This window comes from Gilvimarinus chinensis DSM 19667, from assembly GCF_000377745.1.
Taxonomy (GTDB): Bacteria; Pseudomonadota; Gammaproteobacteria; order Pseudomonadales; family Cellvibrionaceae; genus Gilvimarinus; species Gilvimarinus chinensis.
The window spans coordinates 1,132,887-1,150,848 of record NZ_KB898706.1 but is presented as its reverse complement, the minus strand read 5'-3'; the positions used below and the strand labels follow the sequence as shown (position 1 = coordinate 1,150,848).

The 17,962-nt window shown below is 54.0% G+C and carries 15 protein-coding genes; 5 read left to right on the top strand and 10 right to left on the bottom strand.

Annotated features, from left to right (window positions below; translation table 11 throughout):
* Positions 1 to 17: 17 nt before the first annotated feature.
* Genes trkA through def form a run of 4 tightly spaced genes read right to left on the bottom strand, consistent with a single transcriptional unit; the run spans position 18 to position 4,263 of the window.
* The gene (trkA, locus tag D568_RS0105385; RefSeq protein ID WP_026286870.1) at positions 18 to 1,403 is read right to left on the bottom strand and encodes a Trk system potassium transporter TrkA; all 1,386 of its coding nucleotides are present in this window, start codon (positions 1,401 to 1,403) and stop codon (positions 18 to 20) included.
* 60 nt (positions 1,404 to 1,463) lie between these two features.
* Positions 1,464 to 2,762, bottom strand: a complete 1,299-nt coding sequence (rsmB, locus tag D568_RS0105380) for a 16S rRNA (cytosine(967)-C(5))-methyltransferase RsmB (protein WP_020208559.1) — start codon at positions 2,760 to 2,762, stop codon at positions 1,464 to 1,466.
* Positions 2,759 to 3,724 carry a methionyl-tRNA formyltransferase gene (gene fmt / locus D568_RS19350; RefSeq protein WP_020208558.1) on the bottom strand — a complete coding sequence of 322 codons (966 nt, stop codon included), beginning with the start codon at positions 3,722 to 3,724 and terminating at the stop codon, positions 2,759 to 2,761. Before fmt ends, rsmB begins: the two co-directional genes overlap by 4 nt.
* Positions 3,725 to 3,756: 32 nt before the next feature.
* Entirely contained in the window at positions 3,757 to 4,263 is a 507-nt protein-coding gene (gene def, locus D568_RS0105370) for a peptide deformylase (RefSeq protein WP_020208557.1), read from the bottom strand.
* A gap of 169 nt (positions 4,264 to 4,432) precedes the next feature.
* Between def and D568_RS0105360 the strand changes: the two genes are divergently transcribed.
* Both D568_RS0105360 and dprA read left to right on the top strand, forming a co-directional pair.
* Positions 4,433 to 5,470 (top strand): LysM peptidoglycan-binding domain-containing protein, encoded by a 1,038-nt coding sequence (locus D568_RS0105360; protein ID WP_020208555.1) that lies wholly within the window; start codon positions 4,433 to 4,435, stop codon positions 5,468 to 5,470.
* Between the two features lie 45 nt (positions 5,471 to 5,515).
* Positions 5,516 to 6,616, top strand: a complete 1,101-nt coding sequence (gene dprA / locus D568_RS0105355; protein WP_020208554.1) for a DNA-processing protein DprA — start codon at positions 5,516 to 5,518, stop codon at positions 6,614 to 6,616.
* Here the strand turns inward: dprA and D568_RS21370 are convergent.
* Complete coding sequence (locus D568_RS21370) at positions 6,601 to 6,750, bottom strand: DUF3149 domain-containing protein (RefSeq protein WP_020208553.1); 150 nt, start codon at positions 6,748 to 6,750, stop codon at positions 6,601 to 6,603. The two genes, dprA and D568_RS21370, sit on opposite strands and share 16 nt — an antisense overlap.
* A gap of 273 nt (positions 6,751 to 7,023) precedes the next feature.
* Between D568_RS21370 and tsaC the strand changes: the two genes are divergently transcribed.
* The 3 genes from tsaC to aroE all read left to right on the top strand — a co-directional run bounded on the left by tsaC (position 7,024) and on the right by aroE (position 9,458).
* The gene (gene tsaC, locus D568_RS0105345) at positions 7,024 to 7,590 is read left to right on the top strand and encodes an L-threonylcarbamoyladenylate synthase type 1 TsaC (RefSeq protein ID WP_020208552.1); all 567 of its coding nucleotides are present in this window, start codon (positions 7,024 to 7,026) and stop codon (positions 7,588 to 7,590) included.
* Between the two features lie 33 nt (positions 7,591 to 7,623).
* Positions 7,624 to 8,541, top strand: a complete 918-nt coding sequence (gene hemF, locus D568_RS0105340; RefSeq protein WP_020208551.1) for an oxygen-dependent coproporphyrinogen oxidase — start codon at positions 7,624 to 7,626, stop codon at positions 8,539 to 8,541.
* Between the two features lie 74 nt (positions 8,542 to 8,615).
* Positions 8,616 to 9,458: a shikimate dehydrogenase gene (gene aroE / locus D568_RS0105335; protein ID WP_020208550.1), complete on the top strand. Its 843-nt coding sequence runs from the start codon at positions 8,616 to 8,618 to the stop codon at positions 9,456 to 9,458.
* 145 nt (positions 9,459 to 9,603) lie between these two features.
* Here aroE and D568_RS0105330 read toward each other — a convergent pair whose 3' ends face one another.
* From D568_RS0105330 to D568_RS22140, 5 genes are all read right to left on the bottom strand, one after another.
* On the bottom strand, positions 9,604 to 11,106 hold the full coding sequence (locus tag D568_RS0105330) for an arylsulfatase (protein WP_020208549.1): 1,503 nt from the start codon (positions 11,104 to 11,106) through the stop codon (positions 9,604 to 9,606).
* Positions 11,107 to 11,215: 109 nt separating this feature from the next.
* On the bottom strand, positions 11,216 to 11,608 hold the full coding sequence (locus D568_RS0105325; protein WP_020208548.1) for a GFA family protein: 393 nt from the start codon (positions 11,606 to 11,608) through the stop codon (positions 11,216 to 11,218).
* 66 nt (positions 11,609 to 11,674) lie between these two features.
* Positions 11,675 to 14,062: a TonB-dependent receptor gene (locus tag D568_RS0105320; protein WP_020208547.1), complete on the bottom strand. Its 2,388-nt coding sequence runs from the start codon at positions 14,060 to 14,062 to the stop codon at positions 11,675 to 11,677.
* 154 nt (positions 14,063 to 14,216) lie between these two features.
* Entirely contained in the window at positions 14,217 to 15,851 is a 1,635-nt protein-coding gene (locus D568_RS0105315; RefSeq protein WP_020208546.1) for a hypothetical protein, read from the bottom strand.
* A gap of 87 nt (positions 15,852 to 15,938) precedes the next feature.
* Positions 15,939 to 17,855, bottom strand: a complete 1,917-nt coding sequence (locus D568_RS22140) for an alkaline phosphatase PhoX (protein WP_020208545.1) — start codon at positions 17,853 to 17,855, stop codon at positions 15,939 to 15,941.
* Positions 17,856 to 17,962 lie beyond the last annotated feature (107 nt).

Below are 17,962 nucleotides of genomic sequence, written 5' to 3'. Positions count from 1 at the left end.
TGTCAATGTCCACTGCATCAGAAAAAGGTAAACCCGACCTGGAAGAGTTTTTCGATATCACGAATGTGTTTCTTATTTAACAAAAACACAATAACGTGGTCACCGCTTTCCACCACGACATCGTCGTGGGCAATAATTACTTCGCTGCCCGAGTCTTTTTCGCGCACAATCGCACCGATGTTTGCGCCCTGGGGCAGGTCGATATCTTCCAGCGCACGACCCACCACTTTGGATGAGTTTTTGTCGCCGTGGGCAATCAGCTCAATGGCTTCGGCGGCGCCGCGGCGCAGCGAGTAAACACTCACCATATCGCCACGCCTTACGTGGGTCAGCAGACTGCCGATGGTGGTGGTTTGCGGAGAAATAGCGATGTCGATATCCCCGCCTTGCACCAAGTCCACATAAGCCGGATTGTTAATCAGTGCCATCACTTTGCGCGCGCCCAAACGTTTGGCGAGCATGGACGACATGATGTTGGCTTCGTCGTCATTGGTGAGGGCGAGAAACACATCGGTGTCTTCGATGTTCTCTTCGCCCAGCAAGTCTTGGTCAGAGGCGCTACCCTGAAGAACGATGGCGCGCTCTAAGTGCTCAGCTAAGTGCGCAGCGCGCGCTTTGTTGTGCTCGATTACCCTAACGCTGTAGCGACCTTCAAGCTTGCGCGCCAGGCGCATGCCGATATTGCCGCCACCGGCGATGATGATGCGTTTGTAGGCGGTTTCCATACGGCGCAATTCGCTGATAACCGCGCGAATGTCGTTTTTTCCGGCGAGGAAAAAGACCTCGTCGTCCGCTTCAATCACGGTGGCACCGGTGGGCATAATAGCTTGGCCCCGCCGGTAGATGGCGGCAACTCGTGTCTCTACGGCAGGCATGTGCTCACGTAAAAAGCGCAGCTCCTGCCCCACCAGAGGCCCGCCGTGATAGGCCTTTACCGCAACCAGCTGTACCTTGCCCTCGGCAAAATCCAGCACCTGCAAGGCGCCGGGGGTTTCGATCAGGCGGTGAATATAGTCCGAGACCAGCTGCTCCGGGCTGATAAGCACGTCGATGGGAATAGCTTCGTTGGCAAACAGCTTATTGTTGGTGAGGTAGGCGGTGGCGCGCACCCGGGCAATTTTAGTGGGGGTGCGAAATAGACTGTGAGCCACCTGACAAGCGACCATGTTAATTTCGTCGTTGTTGGTGACCGCCACCAGCATATCGGCGTCTTCTACACCGGCCTGTACGAGAACATCCGGGTGTGATCCCTCCCCGTTCACCACGCCAATGTCCAACCGGTCTCGCAATTCGCGTAGACGAGAGTTGTTGGTGTCAATCATGGTGATATCGTTGGATTCGTCGGCGAGATTTTCGGCCAGACTGGCGCCTACTTGTCCTGCCCCCAGAATAATAATTTTCATAATACTGCCAGGTTGGTCCTCAACGGTTGGCAAACTTTACCGCCTTTGGCGGTCATTTGGCTATTGTTCTGCTTTTTTAAACTTGGCGTAGTAAAAGCCGTCGTGGCCGCCTTGCTGCTGCAACAATTGCCTGCCCACAGGTTGGGGAATGCCCCAGGGCGCTTCAATGGGTATTTCCAGAGCGTTTGCGGTGCGCTGCAAAAAGGCGCTGGCCTGTTGGCTGTTTTCGGCTGGCAGCGCCGAGCATGTGGCGTACAGCAAAATACCACCGGGTTTTAACAGCGGCCACAGCGCATCCAGTAAACGACTTTGCAGCTGGGTCAGTCTGTCGATGTCGGCGGCGCTGCGCAGTAGTTTTATGTCACTTTGGCGGCGAATGATTCCGGTGGCGGAGCAGGGAGCATCCAGTAAAATGCGATCAAACATTACGCCGTCCCACCAGTGCGATGGTTCCCCCGCATCTCCGGCCACCACTTTGGCGTTAACCTGTAAACGCTGCAGATTTTCGCTAACTCGCTCAAGGCGACGGGCTTCTAAATCCAGCGCGATCACTTCGGTAAGCCCAGGTTGGCTTTGCAGAATATGCCCGGTTTTGCCGCCGGGAGCCGCGCAGGCGTCCAATACGTGTTGGCCCGGCTCTAAATCGAGCAGCGGCGCGGCGAATTGGGTGGCCTCGTCTTGGACACTGAGCACCCCCTTGGAAAACCCGGGCAGAGTCGTTGGGTCGCAAGCTGGCAAGGTCAAGCCGCAGGGACTGAAGGTGGTGGGCTCAGCCGCTATGCCTTCTTTAGCGAGTAAACGTAAATAGTCATCGCGCTCTTCTTGTCGTGTATCAAGCCTCACCGTGAGTGGTGGGTGGGCGTTGTTAGCACTTACTATTTGTTCCGCATGGTCTCCCCAGGCTGCTTGATAAGCCTGTAGTAACCACTGAGGGTGGGTGCTGGTAAATTCGGGATTGGTGTTAAGTTTTGCTGTGAGGTCGTCACGCTCTCGCTGGTAGCGTCTTAGCACGCCGTTGACCAATCCGGTTGCCCAGGGCTTTTTTAGCGCTTTTGCGGCTCCGGCGGTTTCTCCAATGGCGGCGTGATCGGGAATACGGGTGTAATCCAGTTGATACAGCCCGAGTAAAATCAGTGCCTGAACATCACTGTCTTTGGCGCGTAGCGGTTTTTCCAGCAACTGTGCGGCTATCGCATTCAGGCGTGGGTAGAAACGCATGCTGCCATAGCATAGCTCGCGTACCAATGGCCGGTCGGTTGCGTCGACTTTGTCTTGCCATTGCGGCAGAGAGCTTGCCAGCGAGCCGCGCTGGCGTAACAGTTCGGCCAAAATACGGGCGCAAGCGACGCGAGGCTTCAAGCCTCTGGCTCCATGAACGTGTCCCCGGCTTTAAATAAGGTGCTATTGCCGCGCAGTAGGTCAGCTACTGCCATGGGTTTTTTGCCCGGCAGTTGCAGTTGGGTAATGGCGATACCGCCTTTACCGCAGGCTACGGTTATGCGGCCATTGTCTAGCGTCATAATGGTACCGGGTGTGCCCGAGACAGAGGGCTCCAGCTCACATTTCCACAACCGTATTGCGGCATCGGGCTTGTTGCTATGGCGGGTAAAAGCAATAGGGAAGGGGTTAAAGGCACGGATTTTTCGATCTATATTTTCGGCGCTGTCATTCCAGTCGATGAGCGCCTCGGCTTTGCTGATTTTGGGCGCGTAATTGGATTGTGAGCCATCTTGAGCTTCCGGCGTCGCGGTACCGGTTGCGAGCTGGGTCAGTGCCTGATCCAGTGCCGGGCCCCCGATTTGCATCAATTTATCGTGCAAGCTGCCGCCAGTGTCTGAGGGTTTAATGGAACAGGTAGCCTTTACCAGCATATCGCCGGTATCGAGCCCAACGTCCATTTGCATAATGGTTACGCCTGTCTCGCTGTCACCGGCTTCTATCGCCCGTTGGATTGGGGCGGCACCGCGCCAGCGCGGTAGTATCGAGGCGTGAACATTAATACAGCCGAGCTTGGGGGTGTTTAACACCGCTTCGGGTAGTAGCAACCCGTAAGCCACCACGACCATTAAATCTGCATTGAGTGAGGCTAATTCCGCCTGAGCCGCCTCATCCTTTAATGAGACGGGTTGGTAAACCTTAATGCCGGTGTTTTCGGCAAGGATTTTTACCGGGCTGGGTTTAAGCTTTTTACCGCGTCCGGCAGGTCGGTCGGGCTGGGTGTAACAGGCGATAACCTGATGTGGGCCGTCGAGCAGCGCTTGCAGGTGGTGGGCAGCAAAATCGGGTGTACCGGCGAAAACAATTCGCAGTGGCGTGGTCATGGGTTGGTTCCGGGCCTGGTGGCGCCGGGGCTTTAGGCCCGGGCGCGGTGAAGTTTTTCGAGTTTTTTGCGGATTCGCTGGCGTTTCATTTGCGATAGATAATCCACAAAAAGCTTACCATTCAAGTGATCCAGCTCATGCTGAATACACACGGCGAGCAAACCGTCAGGCTCCAGGGTAAAGGGGTTTCCGTCTCGATCCAGTGCCTCAACACGAATGTGAGTGGGCCGGTCGACGCTTTCGTAAAAGCCGGGTACGGACAGGCAGCCCTCATCGTAGGGGGCTTCGTCGTCACCCAAGACAGTTACCTCGGGGTTGATAAAGACGCGAGGCTCGCTCTGATCTTCGGAGAGGTCCATCACCACGATTCGGCGATGCACATTCACTTGAGTAGCCGCTAAGCCGATGCCGGGAGCGGCGTACATGGTTTCGAACATGTTATCGATCAGTTCGCGAATACTGTCGTCAACCGTCTCTACCGGCTTGGCGATAGTGCGTAAGCGCGGGTCGGGAAATTCGAGAATTTCAAGTAGGGCCATAGGCTTTGTGACAAACTTCTAGTAAAAAGGTAACAAGCGCTGCTAACATGATGATCGTACAGGATTTAACCCGAGCACAACTACTAGCAGGCCGGTCGCACAGTGCGGCCGGTTACGCTATTATAACGGCTAAACCGCTCAGGGCCGAACAAAAACAGGATCGGTTTCTATGAAAAAAATGTTTTTTGCTGTTCTGGCGTTAACCACGGCCAGTGTCTTTTCTTGGGCCGATTCATCGCCTTTCAAGTCTGATTCACCCGATGAGTATGTCGTAGAGAAGGGGGATACTCTATGGGATATCTCGGAGACGTTTCTCGATTCGCCTTGGTTGTGGCCTGAAATCTGGCACGCTAATCCGGAAATCGAAAATCCCCATTTGATCTTTCCTGGCGATGTTGTGCGCTTGGTGTACATCGATGGCAAGCCTCATCTGACGGTCGATCGCACCGTTAGGCTTTCTCCTTCTGGTGATGCCAAGCTCGAACCCACCGTACGGGTATTGCCAATCGAAGAGGCCATTCCTGCGGTGTCGCTGGATAAAATCGCCTCTTACCTGTCGCGCTCGCGCATCGTCATGCCCGATGAAGTAGAAGGGGTTCCGTATATCGTCGGTGGCTCGGAAAAACGCCTTATTACCGGTAAGGGTGATACGGCCTACGCCCGTGGCACTGTGCCCGATGGCATTGGCAATTTTGATGTGTTTCGCCAGGGAGAGACGTTTGTTGACGAGCAAACCGATGAGGTCCTGGGGATTCATGCCCTCGGTGTTGGTGGTGTCAGCATCGATAAAATCGACGGTGAAATTATCCGTGTCCATGTGACTCGCTCAGATGAAGAGCTGCGCGCTGGTGACATTTTATTGCCCAATGTTGAGCGTTCGATCGTTTCTATTTTCTACCCCAGTGCGCCTGATTTCCCCATTGAGGCAGAAGTTTTGGCGGTAGAGGGTGGTGTAACTCAAATCGGCAAAATGGACGTGATGATCATTAACCAAGGTGAGCGCGACGGTGTGCAGGTGGGCAATGTATTTGAAGCCTTCGTTAAGGGTGAAACTATTCAGGACCGGGTGACCGGAGACACCTTACAGTTGATGGATGAGCGCGCCGGTCTCGTCATGGTGTTTCGCACATTTGAAAAGCTAAGTTTTGCGATTGTCATGGAAGCTACACGCCCTATGGCAGTAGGGGATTTACTGCGTAACCCATAAAATCTACCCGCCCATGGATGGGCGAGTGCTAACAGGGATGTTGCTATGCATAACGTCATTTCCGCTTTTCTTCTCTCTGGCGTTTTCGGCCTAGGCCCGGCCAAACTCAAACAACTCCAACGCGAATTCGGATCATTTGATGTCGCTTTGAATGCTAGCGCGGAGCGCTTAGGCACAGTTGTTCGCGCGGATATTTGTGAGCAAATATCCGCGTTGGCCAACCGGCGTAATACCGAAGCCTGGCAGGCCGCAGAACAGCTTTCCCATTGGCTAGATCAGCATCCGGAAGTTCAAGTTCTGGTACTGGGTGATGCAGATTACCCGGCACTATTGGCAGATACTCCTGCGCCACCGCCACTGCTGTATTGTCGAGGAAATATTGACGCCTTAGAGCTGCCCCAATTGGCGGTCGTGGGCAGCCGAAACCCCACCGCAGGTGGCAGCAAAACAGCGTTTGAATTCTCTCGCTTCCTCGCCGCAGGTGGTTTTGCAATTACCAGTGGTTTAGCGTTAGGCATAGATACCTGCGCCCACAGGGGTGCCTTGTCGGCAGGCGGCGTTACCGTCGCTGTTATGGGTACTGGTATCGATCGGATCTATCCGGCGCGTAATCGTACCTTGGCTGAAGAGATTATTACCCAGGGAGGCACGTTGGTAACTGAGTTTGCTCCCGGCACAGCCTCAGAGGCGGCTAACTTTCCCAGGCGTAACCGAGTGATCAGTGGATTAAGTGCTGGGACCATGGTGGTCGAAGCGGCGGTTAAAAGTGGCTCGCTGATTACTGCACGCTACGCACTAGAGCATCAGCGAGAAGTGTTTGCCGTGCCAGGGTCCATCAATAACCCGTTAAGCCGGGGTTGTCATTCACTGATAAAGAACGGTGCAACGCTGGTTGAATGCGCGGAAGATATTATTACCGAGTTGAGTGGTGTTTTAGCGTTCAAGCGTGAACAGCTGCAGCAAACAGACGAGTCGCAGGTCGAACAGACGCATTGGCTGTTGCCGTTTCTGGGGTTTGATCCGGTAAATTTGGACCAACTTTGTGAACGCAGCGGTAAAAGTGCGGGCGAACTCTCCGCCGCGTTGTTGGATTTAGAGCTAGAGGGGGTGATTTCCCAGCGCGGGAGTTACTACACGCGCTTGTGAGGCTGCTTCGCTGTCAGCAGTTCTGCGCGGCTATCGTCGCGTATGTGACGATACGCATACCAACCCAAGTAACCCATAATAGCTAGAATGGCGATAATGGTGGCCAAGCTGAGTACCAGTACTGAGTCAATCATAGTCACTACCTCTTTACAGCGTGTCTGGCTGAATAGTTTGGAAATTTGTCCCGCAATCTGTGCCCTCAATTGTTTAATTTACGCGCTTGCCGAAACAGCATGTTGATCTGAGTCAAATGGCCTTCTTATTGTCTTGAAGCATAAGATGGGGTAATTTTCGCGTTTTTGTGAGTCGGGTAGTGATCAATAAGCTTGCAATCCCTGACCTGCTTGGTGGTGGCCGTCGTTGGCAACAGAGAAGCAGCCGTGAGTATCTAGAGGATGGTTTCACTTATGAAGGGCTGGAGTAATCATGTTGGCGTGCAGCGCGCTGCGCAGGTCATGCGCGCTGGAGGGGTGATTGCCTACCCTACCGAATCGGTATGGGGGTTAGGGGCTGACCCGCATAATGCCAAGGCAATTGCTCGTTTATTGGCGTTTAAGCATCGGTCTGTTGAGAAAGGCCTGATTTTAATTGCGGCCAATATACAGCAGGTTGAACCCTGGTTGGAGCGGCTGTCAGCGCAGGAGCGCGAGACATTATTGGCTACCTGGCCAGGTCCAAACACGTGGTTGGTGCCCAACCATCAATTGGCTTCATATTGGGTGACAGGTCGGCATGAGTCTGTTGCTTTGCGGGTTACGGCACACCCGGTAGCGGCTGCGCTTTGTTCTGCTTTTGGTGGGCCTATTATCAGTACCTCTGCCAACCCCCAAGCGCGTCCCGCTGCGAAAGATTCTGTGCAGGTAAGGCGTTATTTTGGTTCACAGTTAGATGCCATAGCACCGGGGCGTACCGGCGGTCGGCGTCAGCCATCGCAAATACGGGATTTGGCCTCAGGCAAAACTCTGCGCCCATAGCTGGTACAATAGCCGCCTTTACGGAGCCACCCAATGACTACCACACCGGATAAACACGCCGTTAAAGCCTATTTGATGGATTTGCAGGAGCGCATCTGCGACAGCCTGGCGGCGGTCGACGGCGGACGTTTTGCAGAAGATACCTGGCAGCGCGCCGAAGGCGGTGGCGGTCGCTCGCGAGTACTGGCAGACGGTGCGGTGATCGAAAAAGGCGGGGTTAACTTCTCCCATGTGATGGGCGATGCCATGCCCGCCTCGGCAACGGCACACAGGCCTGAGTTGGCCGGACGCTCGTTTGAGGCCATGGGTGTGTCGCTGGTGATACACCCGGCCAACCCCTACGCCCCCACCAGCCACGCCAATGTACGCTTTTTTATCGCCGAAAAAGAGGGGGCCGACCCCGTTTGGTGGTTTGGCGGCGGCTATGATTTGACCCCCTTTTACGGCTTTGTCGAGGACTGTGTTCACTGGCACAAAACGGCCTTTGAAGCCTGTGCCCCCTTTGGTGATGATGTCTACCCGCGCTATAAAAACTGGTGCGATGAGTACTTCTACCTCAAACACCGCAACGAGGCGCGCGGAGTGGGCGGCCTGTTCTTCGATGATTTAAACGAGCTGGGCTTTGACCAAAGCTTTGCTTTTATGCGCGCGGTGGGCGATAGCTACCTGCAGGCCTATCGTCCGATACTGGAGCGCCGCAAGGATAGCCCTTACGGCGAGCGCGAGCGCGAGTTTCAGCTGTATCGGCGCGGCCGCTATGTCGAGTTTAACTTGGTCTACGATCGCGGTACCCTGTTTGGGCTGCAGACCGGCGGCCGCACCGAATCTATCTTAATGTCCCTGCCACCGCTGGTGCGCTGGGAGTACGATTTTCACCCGGAGCCGGACTCTCCAGAGGCGCGCCTAAGCCGCGACTTTTTGCCTCATCAGGATTGGTTGGCTCGGCAATAACAATAATGAACCCGGTAAACGTTCGGTAAAAAAACTCTGTTAGCTTTGCCGCTCGTTTCAATTATAGGTACCCCATGACCGATTCTTACGCTGTATTTGGCAATCCCATTGCGCAAAGTAAATCCCCCGCCATCCATCGTCATTTTTGCGATCAGACCGGTGAAGATATGGCCTACACCAAGCAGTTGGTGGCCGAAGGTGACTTTAAACAGGCCGCCGACGCATTTTTTGCCGAGGGTGGCCGGGGCCTGAATATCACCTCGCCGTTTAAGTTAGATGCCTTCAACTACGCCGATCGGCGCACCTCTCGAGCCGAGCGGGCCGGGGCAGTGAACCTGTTGATTAAAGAAAATGACGGATCAATTACCGGCGATACTTCTGACGGTGTGGGCATGGTGAACGACATGCTCAATTTGGGCTGGGAGTTAGAGGGAAAAAAAGTGCTGATATTGGGCGCTGGTGGTGCGGTGCGCGGTGTGCTGGAACCCCTGTTGGGGCAAAAACCCAGCAGCCTGACCATCGCCAACCGCACCGTGAGTAAAGCGGAGCATCTTGTGAAAGACTTTCACGATTTGGGCGAGCTGAAAGCCTGCAGTTTCGAGGATTTGCTTAACGGTCAGTTTGATGTGGTGATCAATGGTACCTCCGCCGGTTTGCACGGTGAACGCGTCAATCTACCGGACAATCTCTTGGCACCAGAGGCTGCTTGCTACGATATGAGCTACGCCGCTGAGCACACAGGTTTTCTGAGCTGGGCCAAGGAGCAGGGCGCGGCGAAATTATCCGATGGCTTGGGGATGTTGGTGGGACAAGCGGCCGAATCTTTTTACGCCTGGCGCCATATTCGCCCCGAGGTGGTGCCGGTGATAACCGAGCTGCGCCGCAAGATGAGTGAAAATAAGAAAAAGGCCAGCTGATTGGCGTTGGAGGTTTTAGAAAGGCTTGTGTTGGCACACCAGAAGTGGACTAACCAACAGAGGCAGGGGCGGATTGACCGGTGGGTTAATGTCCCAAAATATAAAAGCCCTAGCCTCAGTCTACCTGAGGCTAGGGTGATGTCACTTACTGCTTCGGTGTAAAGCTGCCGCCCTCTTGGCGAGGCGGATACTCTTCAAAGGTCGCCATAAAGTTTTTCACTAAATTTTGCAGAGGGACGAACGCGTACATGTGTCGCACCATCCAGTCGTCGTGGTAAGACGAGTCCTCGGGCGCCATTTCGAAAGGATCAGCGCGCAGGTCAACCAGCATTGGTGCTTTCAGCGGTGTTTGCGCGTGCATCCACGAGCCCAGACCGTCGTGTTCCTGAATGGAGAAGTGCGCTTTCCAGGGGCCGTAGCGGACAGCACCCAGTGTTCCATCATCCACAAAGGCAAAGAACTCGTTGCGTGGCCACTCATCTGAATTACCTTTCAGATTGGGTAGAACATTGTAGCCATCCAAATGAACGTTAAACTTTTTGTTACCCGCCTGGTGGCCTTTTAACAGTTTGTCCTTAATGTTTGCGTCACCCGCTGCAGCCATTAGGGTTGGGACCCAGTCCTCCAGCGAGATAATCTTGTTATTTACCTGCCCACCCGGGATCTGCGCGGGCCAGCGAACCAACATGGGTACGCGAATCCCACCTTCCCAGGTAGAGGCTTTTTCGCCGCGGAAGGGGCTGGTGCCGCCGTCGGGCCAGCTGAATTTTTCCGCGCCATTATCCGTGGTGTAGAGCACGATGGTATTATCGGTAATACCCAGCTCATCCAGCTTGTCCAGCAAAACACCCACGTGGCCATCGTGTTCCACCATGCCATCTGCATAAATACCGCGACCGGTTTTACCTTCCGACTCGGGTTTCAGGTGGGTAAAAATATGCATCCGCGAGGTGTTGTGCCACACGAAGAAAGGCTTATCGGCTTTGTGAGCTCGTTCAATAAAATCGAGCGTGGCGGCCAAAAACTCTTCATCGATGGTTTCCATGCGCTTACTGGTAAGAGGCCCGGTATCCTCGACTTTACCGTCGGCAGTGGATTTAATCACACCACGTGGGCCAAACTTTTTGCGAAATTCCGGATCTTTGGGGTAGTCGGGGTTTTCGGGCTCTTCTTCGGCATTTAAGTGATAGAGGTTGCCAAAAAATTCATCGAAACCGTGATTGGTGGGTAAAAACTTATCTAAATCCCCTAAATGGTTTTTGCCAAATTGGCCGGTGGTATAGCCCAGGGGTTTGAGCAACTCAGCCAGGGTGGGGTCCTTTTCCGAAATACCAATCGGGTCGCCTGGCATACCAATTTTAAGCAAACCAGTGCGTTTGGGCGACTGACCGGTAATAAAAGCAGAGCGGCCGGCGGTGCAGCTTTGCTGGCCGTAACCATCGGTGAACAATACACCCTCGGTAGCGATGCGATCGATATTGGGGGTGGTGTAACCCATCATGCCGTGGTTATAGGCGCTGGTATTAAACCAGCCGATATCGTCGCCCATTATCACCAAAACGTTGGGTTTGTCGGCAGCCATGGCCGAGGCGGAAAGCAGCACGGCACCTAAGGCACTGAACACTTTATGGAAAATCAGCTTTTTCATCTCAAAGTCCTTTATCGATAAGTGAGCGCCTAAGAATAGGCGTTATATATGACTATACGGAAACAAGTATAGTGTTCAACATATTTTACAAGTAGGTGATAACAGCTGTTTATTGAGAGTATTGCGCGAAAACTTCAGCGCCAGTCATCTTTACCGAATCGGATGTAAACGGATAATACTCCGGCTTTTCATCGACAAAAATTTCTTGGTCCACGGTGAAGCTCTGCTCTGAAAATAAACCGGCCGACAGAATGTACTGATCGGCCGGTATTAAATAATAAAATAAATGCGTGCCACATTGGCCGCAAAAGCCGCGCTCGGCCCAGTCGGAAGATGGATAGCGAGATGGGCTGGCCCCGCTAAAGCTGACATCACCTTCGCAGTGCACCGCGTGCATGGGGCCACCGCCCCAACGGCGGCACATACTGCAATGACACAGAGCGATGTGATCTGTAGAAGGTGCGTTAATTTCAATCGCACCACACAGGCATTGTCCTTTCATGGTTCTTTCCTCCATGGTTTTTTCCCCGGGTGAGAGAAAAGAGTATAGCCAGTTTTTTATTGTCCCTTACCACTCAAAACGCAAACCCACTAACGGCAGCAGGCTGCCGTCCTCTTCGGAAATTTCGCCGGTGCGTTCATTAAAGTCGATGTTGGAGGGGTTCTCAGAGCCCAACAAGTTAATAATATCCACAAAGGCAATCACCTGGGTGCGACCAAAGGCGCGGCGATAATCCACGCGAACATTGAGCGAGCTGTAGCCGTCGTAGCGCAATGTATTGTTGGTAATGGTTTCGCGGCTGTAGCGCAGCGGCTCGCCTTCGCCCAGTACATTGTCGTGAATAATGTATTCGCCATAGGGCCTTCCCGACGCCCATTTCCAGCGCCCGGATAATTTCCAGCGTTGGTTGATCTCCCAGGTGCCGCCCAGACTCACGGAGTGGGGCCGGCCATAGTCAGCGTCGTACTCCGGACCGGTGGGGGAATCTTTTAACACCGCATCGTTATAGGAATAGGTGGCGCTGGCCGACCAGCCGTTATCAAACTGGCGGGTAATGGCGGTATCGACACCGAAAGAGGTACCCTCACCGTTATTGTTAAAGCGCTGATTCACGCCGTCCGCGACCACGACCAAATCGCTCAGCTGTTGATAGTAGGGCTCAATGAACATATCCCACAGGGGCGCAAAACGGTATTGAAGCCCCAGGCTAATTTGATCAATGGTTTCATAGCCGAGCGCCGCGTCGTTGGTATTGCTGGCCAGGTCCTGGATCTCGGGGCGCTGTAAATAGCGCCCGGCGGTCGCACTGAGACTGGTGTCAGGGGTGAGCTGCCAGGAGGCCGCCAAACGCGGTGATACGCCCTCGGCATCGGTAAACTCATCGCCTTCATAGCGCAGGCCCACGCGGGCGTCCCATTGGCTCCAGGCAAACTCCTGCTCGACAAAACCGGCGTATTGCAGGCCGCGTTTTTGGTAATTTGTGTTGACCCCTTCGGGCGTCAGGACGATATATTGCTGCGAGGGATTGGGGCGAAAATCCGATTGCTCGTATTCGTAGCGAATCCACTCGCCGTCAATGCGCCTTTGCAGATCCAGCTCCAGCTGGCTTAAGCGCAACCCAGAGTTAAACCGACCCCAGCCATTGTCGCTGGAAAAATCCAGCCGCCAGCCCAGTTCGGTGTCCTCCTGACTGGCGGTGATAATGGGAAAGCGACGAGGAATCTGGTTTTCTGGCGTGTCCGGGGCAACATCGTCGGGGTAGGCTTCCCCTACCTGGCTGTCTTCGCCAAAACGGCGATAATAAAGGCGATTGGTCAGCTCGGCGTTGTCGCCAAGCAGTAGTCGATAGCTAATCGCGGCCAGAGTGTTATCGGTGGATTGTTCTACCAGCTCGACATTGTCGTAGTTGCCAGTCTCGTCTTCGTCCGAGTTAAGCACATGCTCCAGGGTGCGCTCGTACTCTTCCGGCGCGTGAATCAATAAAAACTCCAGCTCGTTACCGCTGGCAAAATTAGTGTGGGTTTTAAAAATAATATCGGTCACTTGCGGTTCACCGACATCGTTCATTCCCACCAGATCAAACAGTCGGCCAAAGTTAAGCTGGCGCGCGGAAAACAATACGCTGGTGTTATCGGCGACAAAGCTCGGGCCATCGTAGCCTACCTCCAGTCCGGCGATATCCAGGCGCGCGGTGTAAGAGGGGGTGTCCGGGTTACCTTGGGCGACGTCTAGCTCCAGCAGCGATCCGGCTCGCCCGCCATAAGCAGACGACCAGCCCCCCGGCTGAAAGCTGGCGCGGGCGATAACATTGGGGGCAAAAATACTGTAGCGGCCGCCGTCTTCGGCATCGGCCAGCTCGCCAAAGCTATCGTTAAAGTGCACGACGGTATCAAAGGGAATACCGTCGACTAAAATTTGATTGTCGCGGGGACCACTGCCGCGCACGGTATAGGTAGAAAACTGACTGTCGGCAAAGAGTCCGGGCAGCCCATCCAGGGCGCGCAGTACATCGCTGCCGCTACCGGCAGAGCTGCGCAAGGCCTCGCGATCTTTCTCGCTGGCCCCTACCGAGCTTAGCCAATTGCCGCCAATGCTGTTGCCCAGCACTAATACTTCTTCTATGTTGTTTTTGGCCGCTGACATAGCCACTTGCACGGGTGTGGTTTTATCCTCTACCAGCCGCACACTGGGCAGTCGCACACCATCATACCCCTGCGACTTTAACTCTAGCTGATACAAGCCGGCATCTAAATCTTCGATGCGGCTGCGACCCTCGGGGTTGGTTTGTACACGCCACTGACGATTGTCGCGATCGGTGATGATTACCTCGACATTATCTAGGGCGCGTTTGCTGCTGGCGTCGGTGACATCCAGCAATAAATCGGCGGCCCAAGTGCTGGGTATACTGAAACAAAGGGCTAGCGGGAGGAGGGCAAACGGGCGGCGAGTTGGCATAAGACATCCTTAGTCGGGTTGGCAAAAGGCCTTGCCCAAACTATACGCTAAAAACCGAGAATGGATGTGTGATCGAAAAAACGGCGTCGTGAATGATTGGGTTTGAATAAAACGTTAACCCCGCAAGGCGAACGGGGCTAACGTAAAAAGGTGTTTAGTCGGCGCTGTCCCAATCCAGCCGTATATCCCACTGATGGCGGAATTCGCTGTCCAGGGGTTCGATAGAGGTATCTATCTCTCGGTAAACATTATCCGCAGGTGTGAGCACCGCATCGCGGCCAAACAAAAAGCTCTGCTCCTGCACAATGCGGTAGTAGGCTTTGTTTAGATCCAGAGCGCGGCGGGTTGATGGCGCGATAATGTCGTAGATGGAATCTTGCGCTTTGACCTTAGAGGTGTTGACCTTGCCTTGCTTATCAAACCAGCGCTCTAACATCTCGCCGTTCTGGCGGAATTCATCGCCGCCTCCAACACGCTCGAGGTAGGTGAGGTACTCGCCTTTGGTTTCGCCAAGGTTAGGTGCATCTTCGATAGACTTTAAATTTATATAGCCCCATCCCGCAGTACCCGGTTTTTTACGGGCAAAGGCAAAGGTATTGTCGATGGTGGTGCCAATGGTTTTGTGACACCCCATGCAAAAGAAAGTCTCCTGCTGGTTTTGCTCGCGCAGCTCACCATTGGCATCTTCGATAAAGCCCCACAGCAGCCAGCCCATGCCATTGCTGGTGCCGCGATCGCCGTGAGTTGAAACTTGCGGCAGGTTGCCAAAATGTTTTTCTTTGGCTTCGCGGTAATAGCTACTTTTTAGCCGCTGCCTGGACATCATGGTGTGTTTGCGCATGTAACGTACTTCTTTCATGCGCCGCGCATTGACGATGTTTTCACCGTCGACGCCGACGTAGCGCACGGTGTGTAAAAATTCTGTTCCCTGCGGATACAACATACGCGTGAGGGGAATATCAGAGGCATCGCCAAAATAATGAGTGCGACGCTTGAGGTTTTTAACCTGTGATTCTTCGACGCCATTGTCGTTAAAATCGATACCGGCCGCGCGCTCGTCAAGCGCAATAGTTTCAATGCTCTGGGCATCGGTAATGGCCATTTCCAAAAGCGCCAGGTTGGCAAAATAAACGTCTTTAGAGTAGTTGCCCGAGATTTCACTGAAGGCTTCTGGCAGACGGATCATGACATCGTCGGTAGAGCCGTTGGTGGGCCAGAAGGTACTGGGTACGGGTTTGTAGTTAAACGCTACCCAGCGGCTGCCGTCTTTTGCCAGGCCATTTTCATCAAAGGCGTCCGCACCATCGGCAAGGTTTTTAATGTTGGGCGCACGGCCTTGCCAGGCATCCGAATCCAGCCACTTGGCGAGGGCGCTGTAATTATCCTGGGCAATATACTCGCGAATAAACTCATCGCTGATGTCGTTAATTTCGTCGCGGCGATTTTTGAATAAATTGGCCCAACGGTTGGTGTTGCCAATGTCGGAGAACTCATAAGCTCCCTGTAAAAAACCGTCATTCAGAGCGTTGGGGCGGTGCTTATCATCGTAGCTTTGGTGACAGATATAACACGGGTTGTGTTTACTTTCGGTTTTGGTATAGCACTGCGGGGGAATAACCGCTTCGGGGTTATAAACTTCGCCGTGCTCGATATAAGCCTCGGCAGAGTATTCGGGGGTATAACCCGACTCGGCTTGTGCGCTGTGGGTTAGAGCCGGTGTCGAGCTTTGTTGATCACAACCGGTGAATAAAACAGTGCTAAAAACAATCAATAATACGATGCGATACATAGGTGTACCTGTCGATCTTTCTTATACGAAAAAAGGGAGTCGCCAAGCGACTCCCATCAAAGTGAGGTATTGCTGAATTATGCAAACTTACTCATTAACAGACGGATCGTACATCCACAGAGTGTTGTTCTCCTGGAAGCCGTCTTCACCGATAACGATGCGGCCGTCTTCCAGCACGATGACATTGTCGGGCTGAGACAGAGCGTTCACATCACAGCGCTCGGCGCCATCGAGGCTAGAGCGATAGGTTGACCCCATGACTACCGGCTCGATACGGCTTACATCATAAGCATCGGCACCGGTCATCAATGGCATACGGTAAACGCCACCGCAATCTTTCACTCGAGGTGTCAGCTGAATATCACCTTCGTCGTCCACCATGCCGTTGTCCATATCGGCGATGGCGAAGTAAACATAGGCTTGGTTTACCTCTTCGCCTTCGATCAGATCGGTACCTTCAACGGCTTCTTCGGCGCGCTTGTGGTTAACGTAGATACCTTCAAACTTGCGCCATTCGGCGGTAGCGCCCTTGGCGCGGGCCGCTTTGCGTGACTCTAAAAAGGCGATGCGATCGTCCATGGGCATACCGGCAGTGGTGCTGCCGCCGCCGTCGGCCACGCTTGGGTAATTGGCTTCGCCTGCCGCCCAGGCTTCGGCGTCGGCGTCGGTCAGGTAGTTGCTTTGGCCTTCAACGAAATCGGCGGTGGTGATGTCATCGAAGTCGGCAATCCAGCCATCGATGGTGGCGTTGTCGCTATGAGCCAGCTCAATCCACTCTATGTCAAAGCCGGTGGTCAGTGGTTCAAAGCTGCCGGCGTCTTGGGTCAGCTTGGCGCCGTACAGGGTCCCGGAAGACAAGTCGCCCGCGTTGTCAGCGACAAACTTAAAGAACACACCGTTGGTGTCGTCTTGCGACAGGTAAACGGTTTTGGAGTCGGGCATGACAATGGAGTTTTCGTGCTCGAAACGACCCATAGTGTAGTGCTTAACCGGCACCGGCTTGTCGCTGGTGGGCTCAGTAATTTCCACAATATAGTGGTAGCGATAGGTGTTGGGGAAGCTCGAAGCGCCATCGGCGTCAGTGGCGGTTGGATCGATATACATGGCCAGCATGTCGCGCGCGGTTTGTTGCGATGGGTCGTTCCACTCTTCGGTGTTATCGCCCTGGTTGCCCCATTCTTCGGAGGTTAGCGGCGTGCCCCAAGGGGAAACTGAACCGAAGCAGTTGGCGATGGTGCCGTAGGTGCCAAAGTCCAGCATTTGCACATCGTTGCTGTCCACGGACCAGTAACCGGTGCTGGCGTCTTTGTTCAATTTGATACGGCTCATGCCGCCGGGGATAGATTCCCAGTTGGTAAACAAGTAGCCTTCGTTATCACCGGTGGGAATGTAGGCGTTAAAGTCCGGCATATCGCTGGATACCACCTGAGTGCTGCCGTCGGTGGCCATTACATTGCCTATACCCTCGGGCAGGCCGCCGCCAAAAGTATCTGCAGTCTGGGCCAGTACCTGGTACTCACCATAGGCCACTTGAACGGTTTCGCGCTCTTGGATGGTTTCTGGAACGCCTACCGACACCAGATTTTTAGGCAGCTTATTGACGTTAACCCCTGCCAGTACACCCACGGTACCTGTGTGGAAAGTTTTGCCTTCGCTGTCGGTGGCCGAGTTGGCATCGCTCGGATGCTGGGCGTTAAAGAACAGATCACCTTGCTCGGTAACATAGGCGCCGGTCACTTCCGCACCTGCTGGCACTGTGGCCAGGCGGGTAAGGCCGGGAGTCATCAGGCTGGCACTACCGCCACCTGAACCGTTAGAACCATCGCTGCCGTCAGCGCCGTCGGCACCGTCTTGACCGGCCGGCCCCTGGGGGCCTTCTGGGCCTTGAGGACCTGCTGGCCCCTGAGCACCGTCTTTTCCATCGTCGCCATCACACGCAGCAAGCATCATTGCACTGATTACCGCCAGCATAAGGCGGCCTTTTCCGTTCAGTTGAAACGTCATTGTCTTCTCCTCGGGTTTTTATGATGTGGCTAAACACGGAGGAAGACGTTAGGTGCTGGAAATGACGGAGAGAGAAATATTCAGTGAAGTTTTTGTGAACCTTTTAA

What these genes read in the sequence shown, in the direction of transcription:
- trkA (WP_026286870.1), bottom strand. Translation starts at nt 1,403, where the DNA reads ATGAAAATTATTATTCTGGGGGCAGGACAAGTAGGCGCCAGTCTGGCC.
- fmt (WP_020208558.1), bottom strand. Translation starts at nt 3,724, where the DNA reads ATGACCACGCCACTGCGAATTGTTTTCGCCGGTACACCCGATTTTGCT.
- def (WP_020208557.1), bottom strand. Translation starts at nt 4,263, where the DNA reads ATGGCCCTACTTGAAATTCTCGAATTTCCCGACCCGCGCTTACGCACT.
- D568_RS0105360 (WP_020208555.1), top strand. Translation starts at nt 4,433, where the DNA reads ATGAAAAAAATGTTTTTTGCTGTTCTGGCGTTAACCACGGCCAGTGTC.
- dprA (WP_020208554.1), top strand. Translation starts at nt 5,516, where the DNA reads ATGCATAACGTCATTTCCGCTTTTCTTCTCTCTGGCGTTTTCGGCCTA.
- D568_RS21370 (WP_020208553.1), bottom strand. Translation starts at nt 6,750, where the DNA reads ATGATTGACTCAGTACTGGTACTCAGCTTGGCCACCATTATCGCCATT.
- tsaC (WP_020208552.1), top strand. Translation starts at nt 7,024, where the DNA reads ATGAAGGGCTGGAGTAATCATGTTGGCGTGCAGCGCGCTGCGCAGGTC.
- hemF (WP_020208551.1), top strand. Translation starts at nt 7,624, where the DNA reads ATGACTACCACACCGGATAAACACGCCGTTAAAGCCTATTTGATGGAT.
- aroE (WP_020208550.1), top strand. Translation starts at nt 8,616, where the DNA reads ATGACCGATTCTTACGCTGTATTTGGCAATCCCATTGCGCAAAGTAAA.
- D568_RS0105330 (WP_020208549.1), bottom strand. Translation starts at nt 11,106, where the DNA reads ATGAAAAAGCTGATTTTCCATAAAGTGTTCAGTGCCTTAGGTGCCGTG.
- D568_RS0105325 (WP_020208548.1), bottom strand. Translation starts at nt 11,608, where the DNA reads ATGAAAGGACAATGCCTGTGTGGTGCGATTGAAATTAACGCACCTTCT.
- D568_RS0105320 (WP_020208547.1), bottom strand. Translation starts at nt 14,062, where the DNA reads ATGCCAACTCGCCGCCCGTTTGCCCTCCTCCCGCTAGCCCTTTGTTTC.
- D568_RS0105315 (WP_020208546.1), bottom strand. Translation starts at nt 15,851, where the DNA reads ATGTATCGCATCGTATTATTGATTGTTTTTAGCACTGTTTTATTCACC.
- D568_RS22140 (WP_020208545.1), bottom strand. Translation starts at nt 17,855, where the DNA reads ATGACGTTTCAACTGAACGGAAAAGGCCGCCTTATGCTGGCGGTAATC.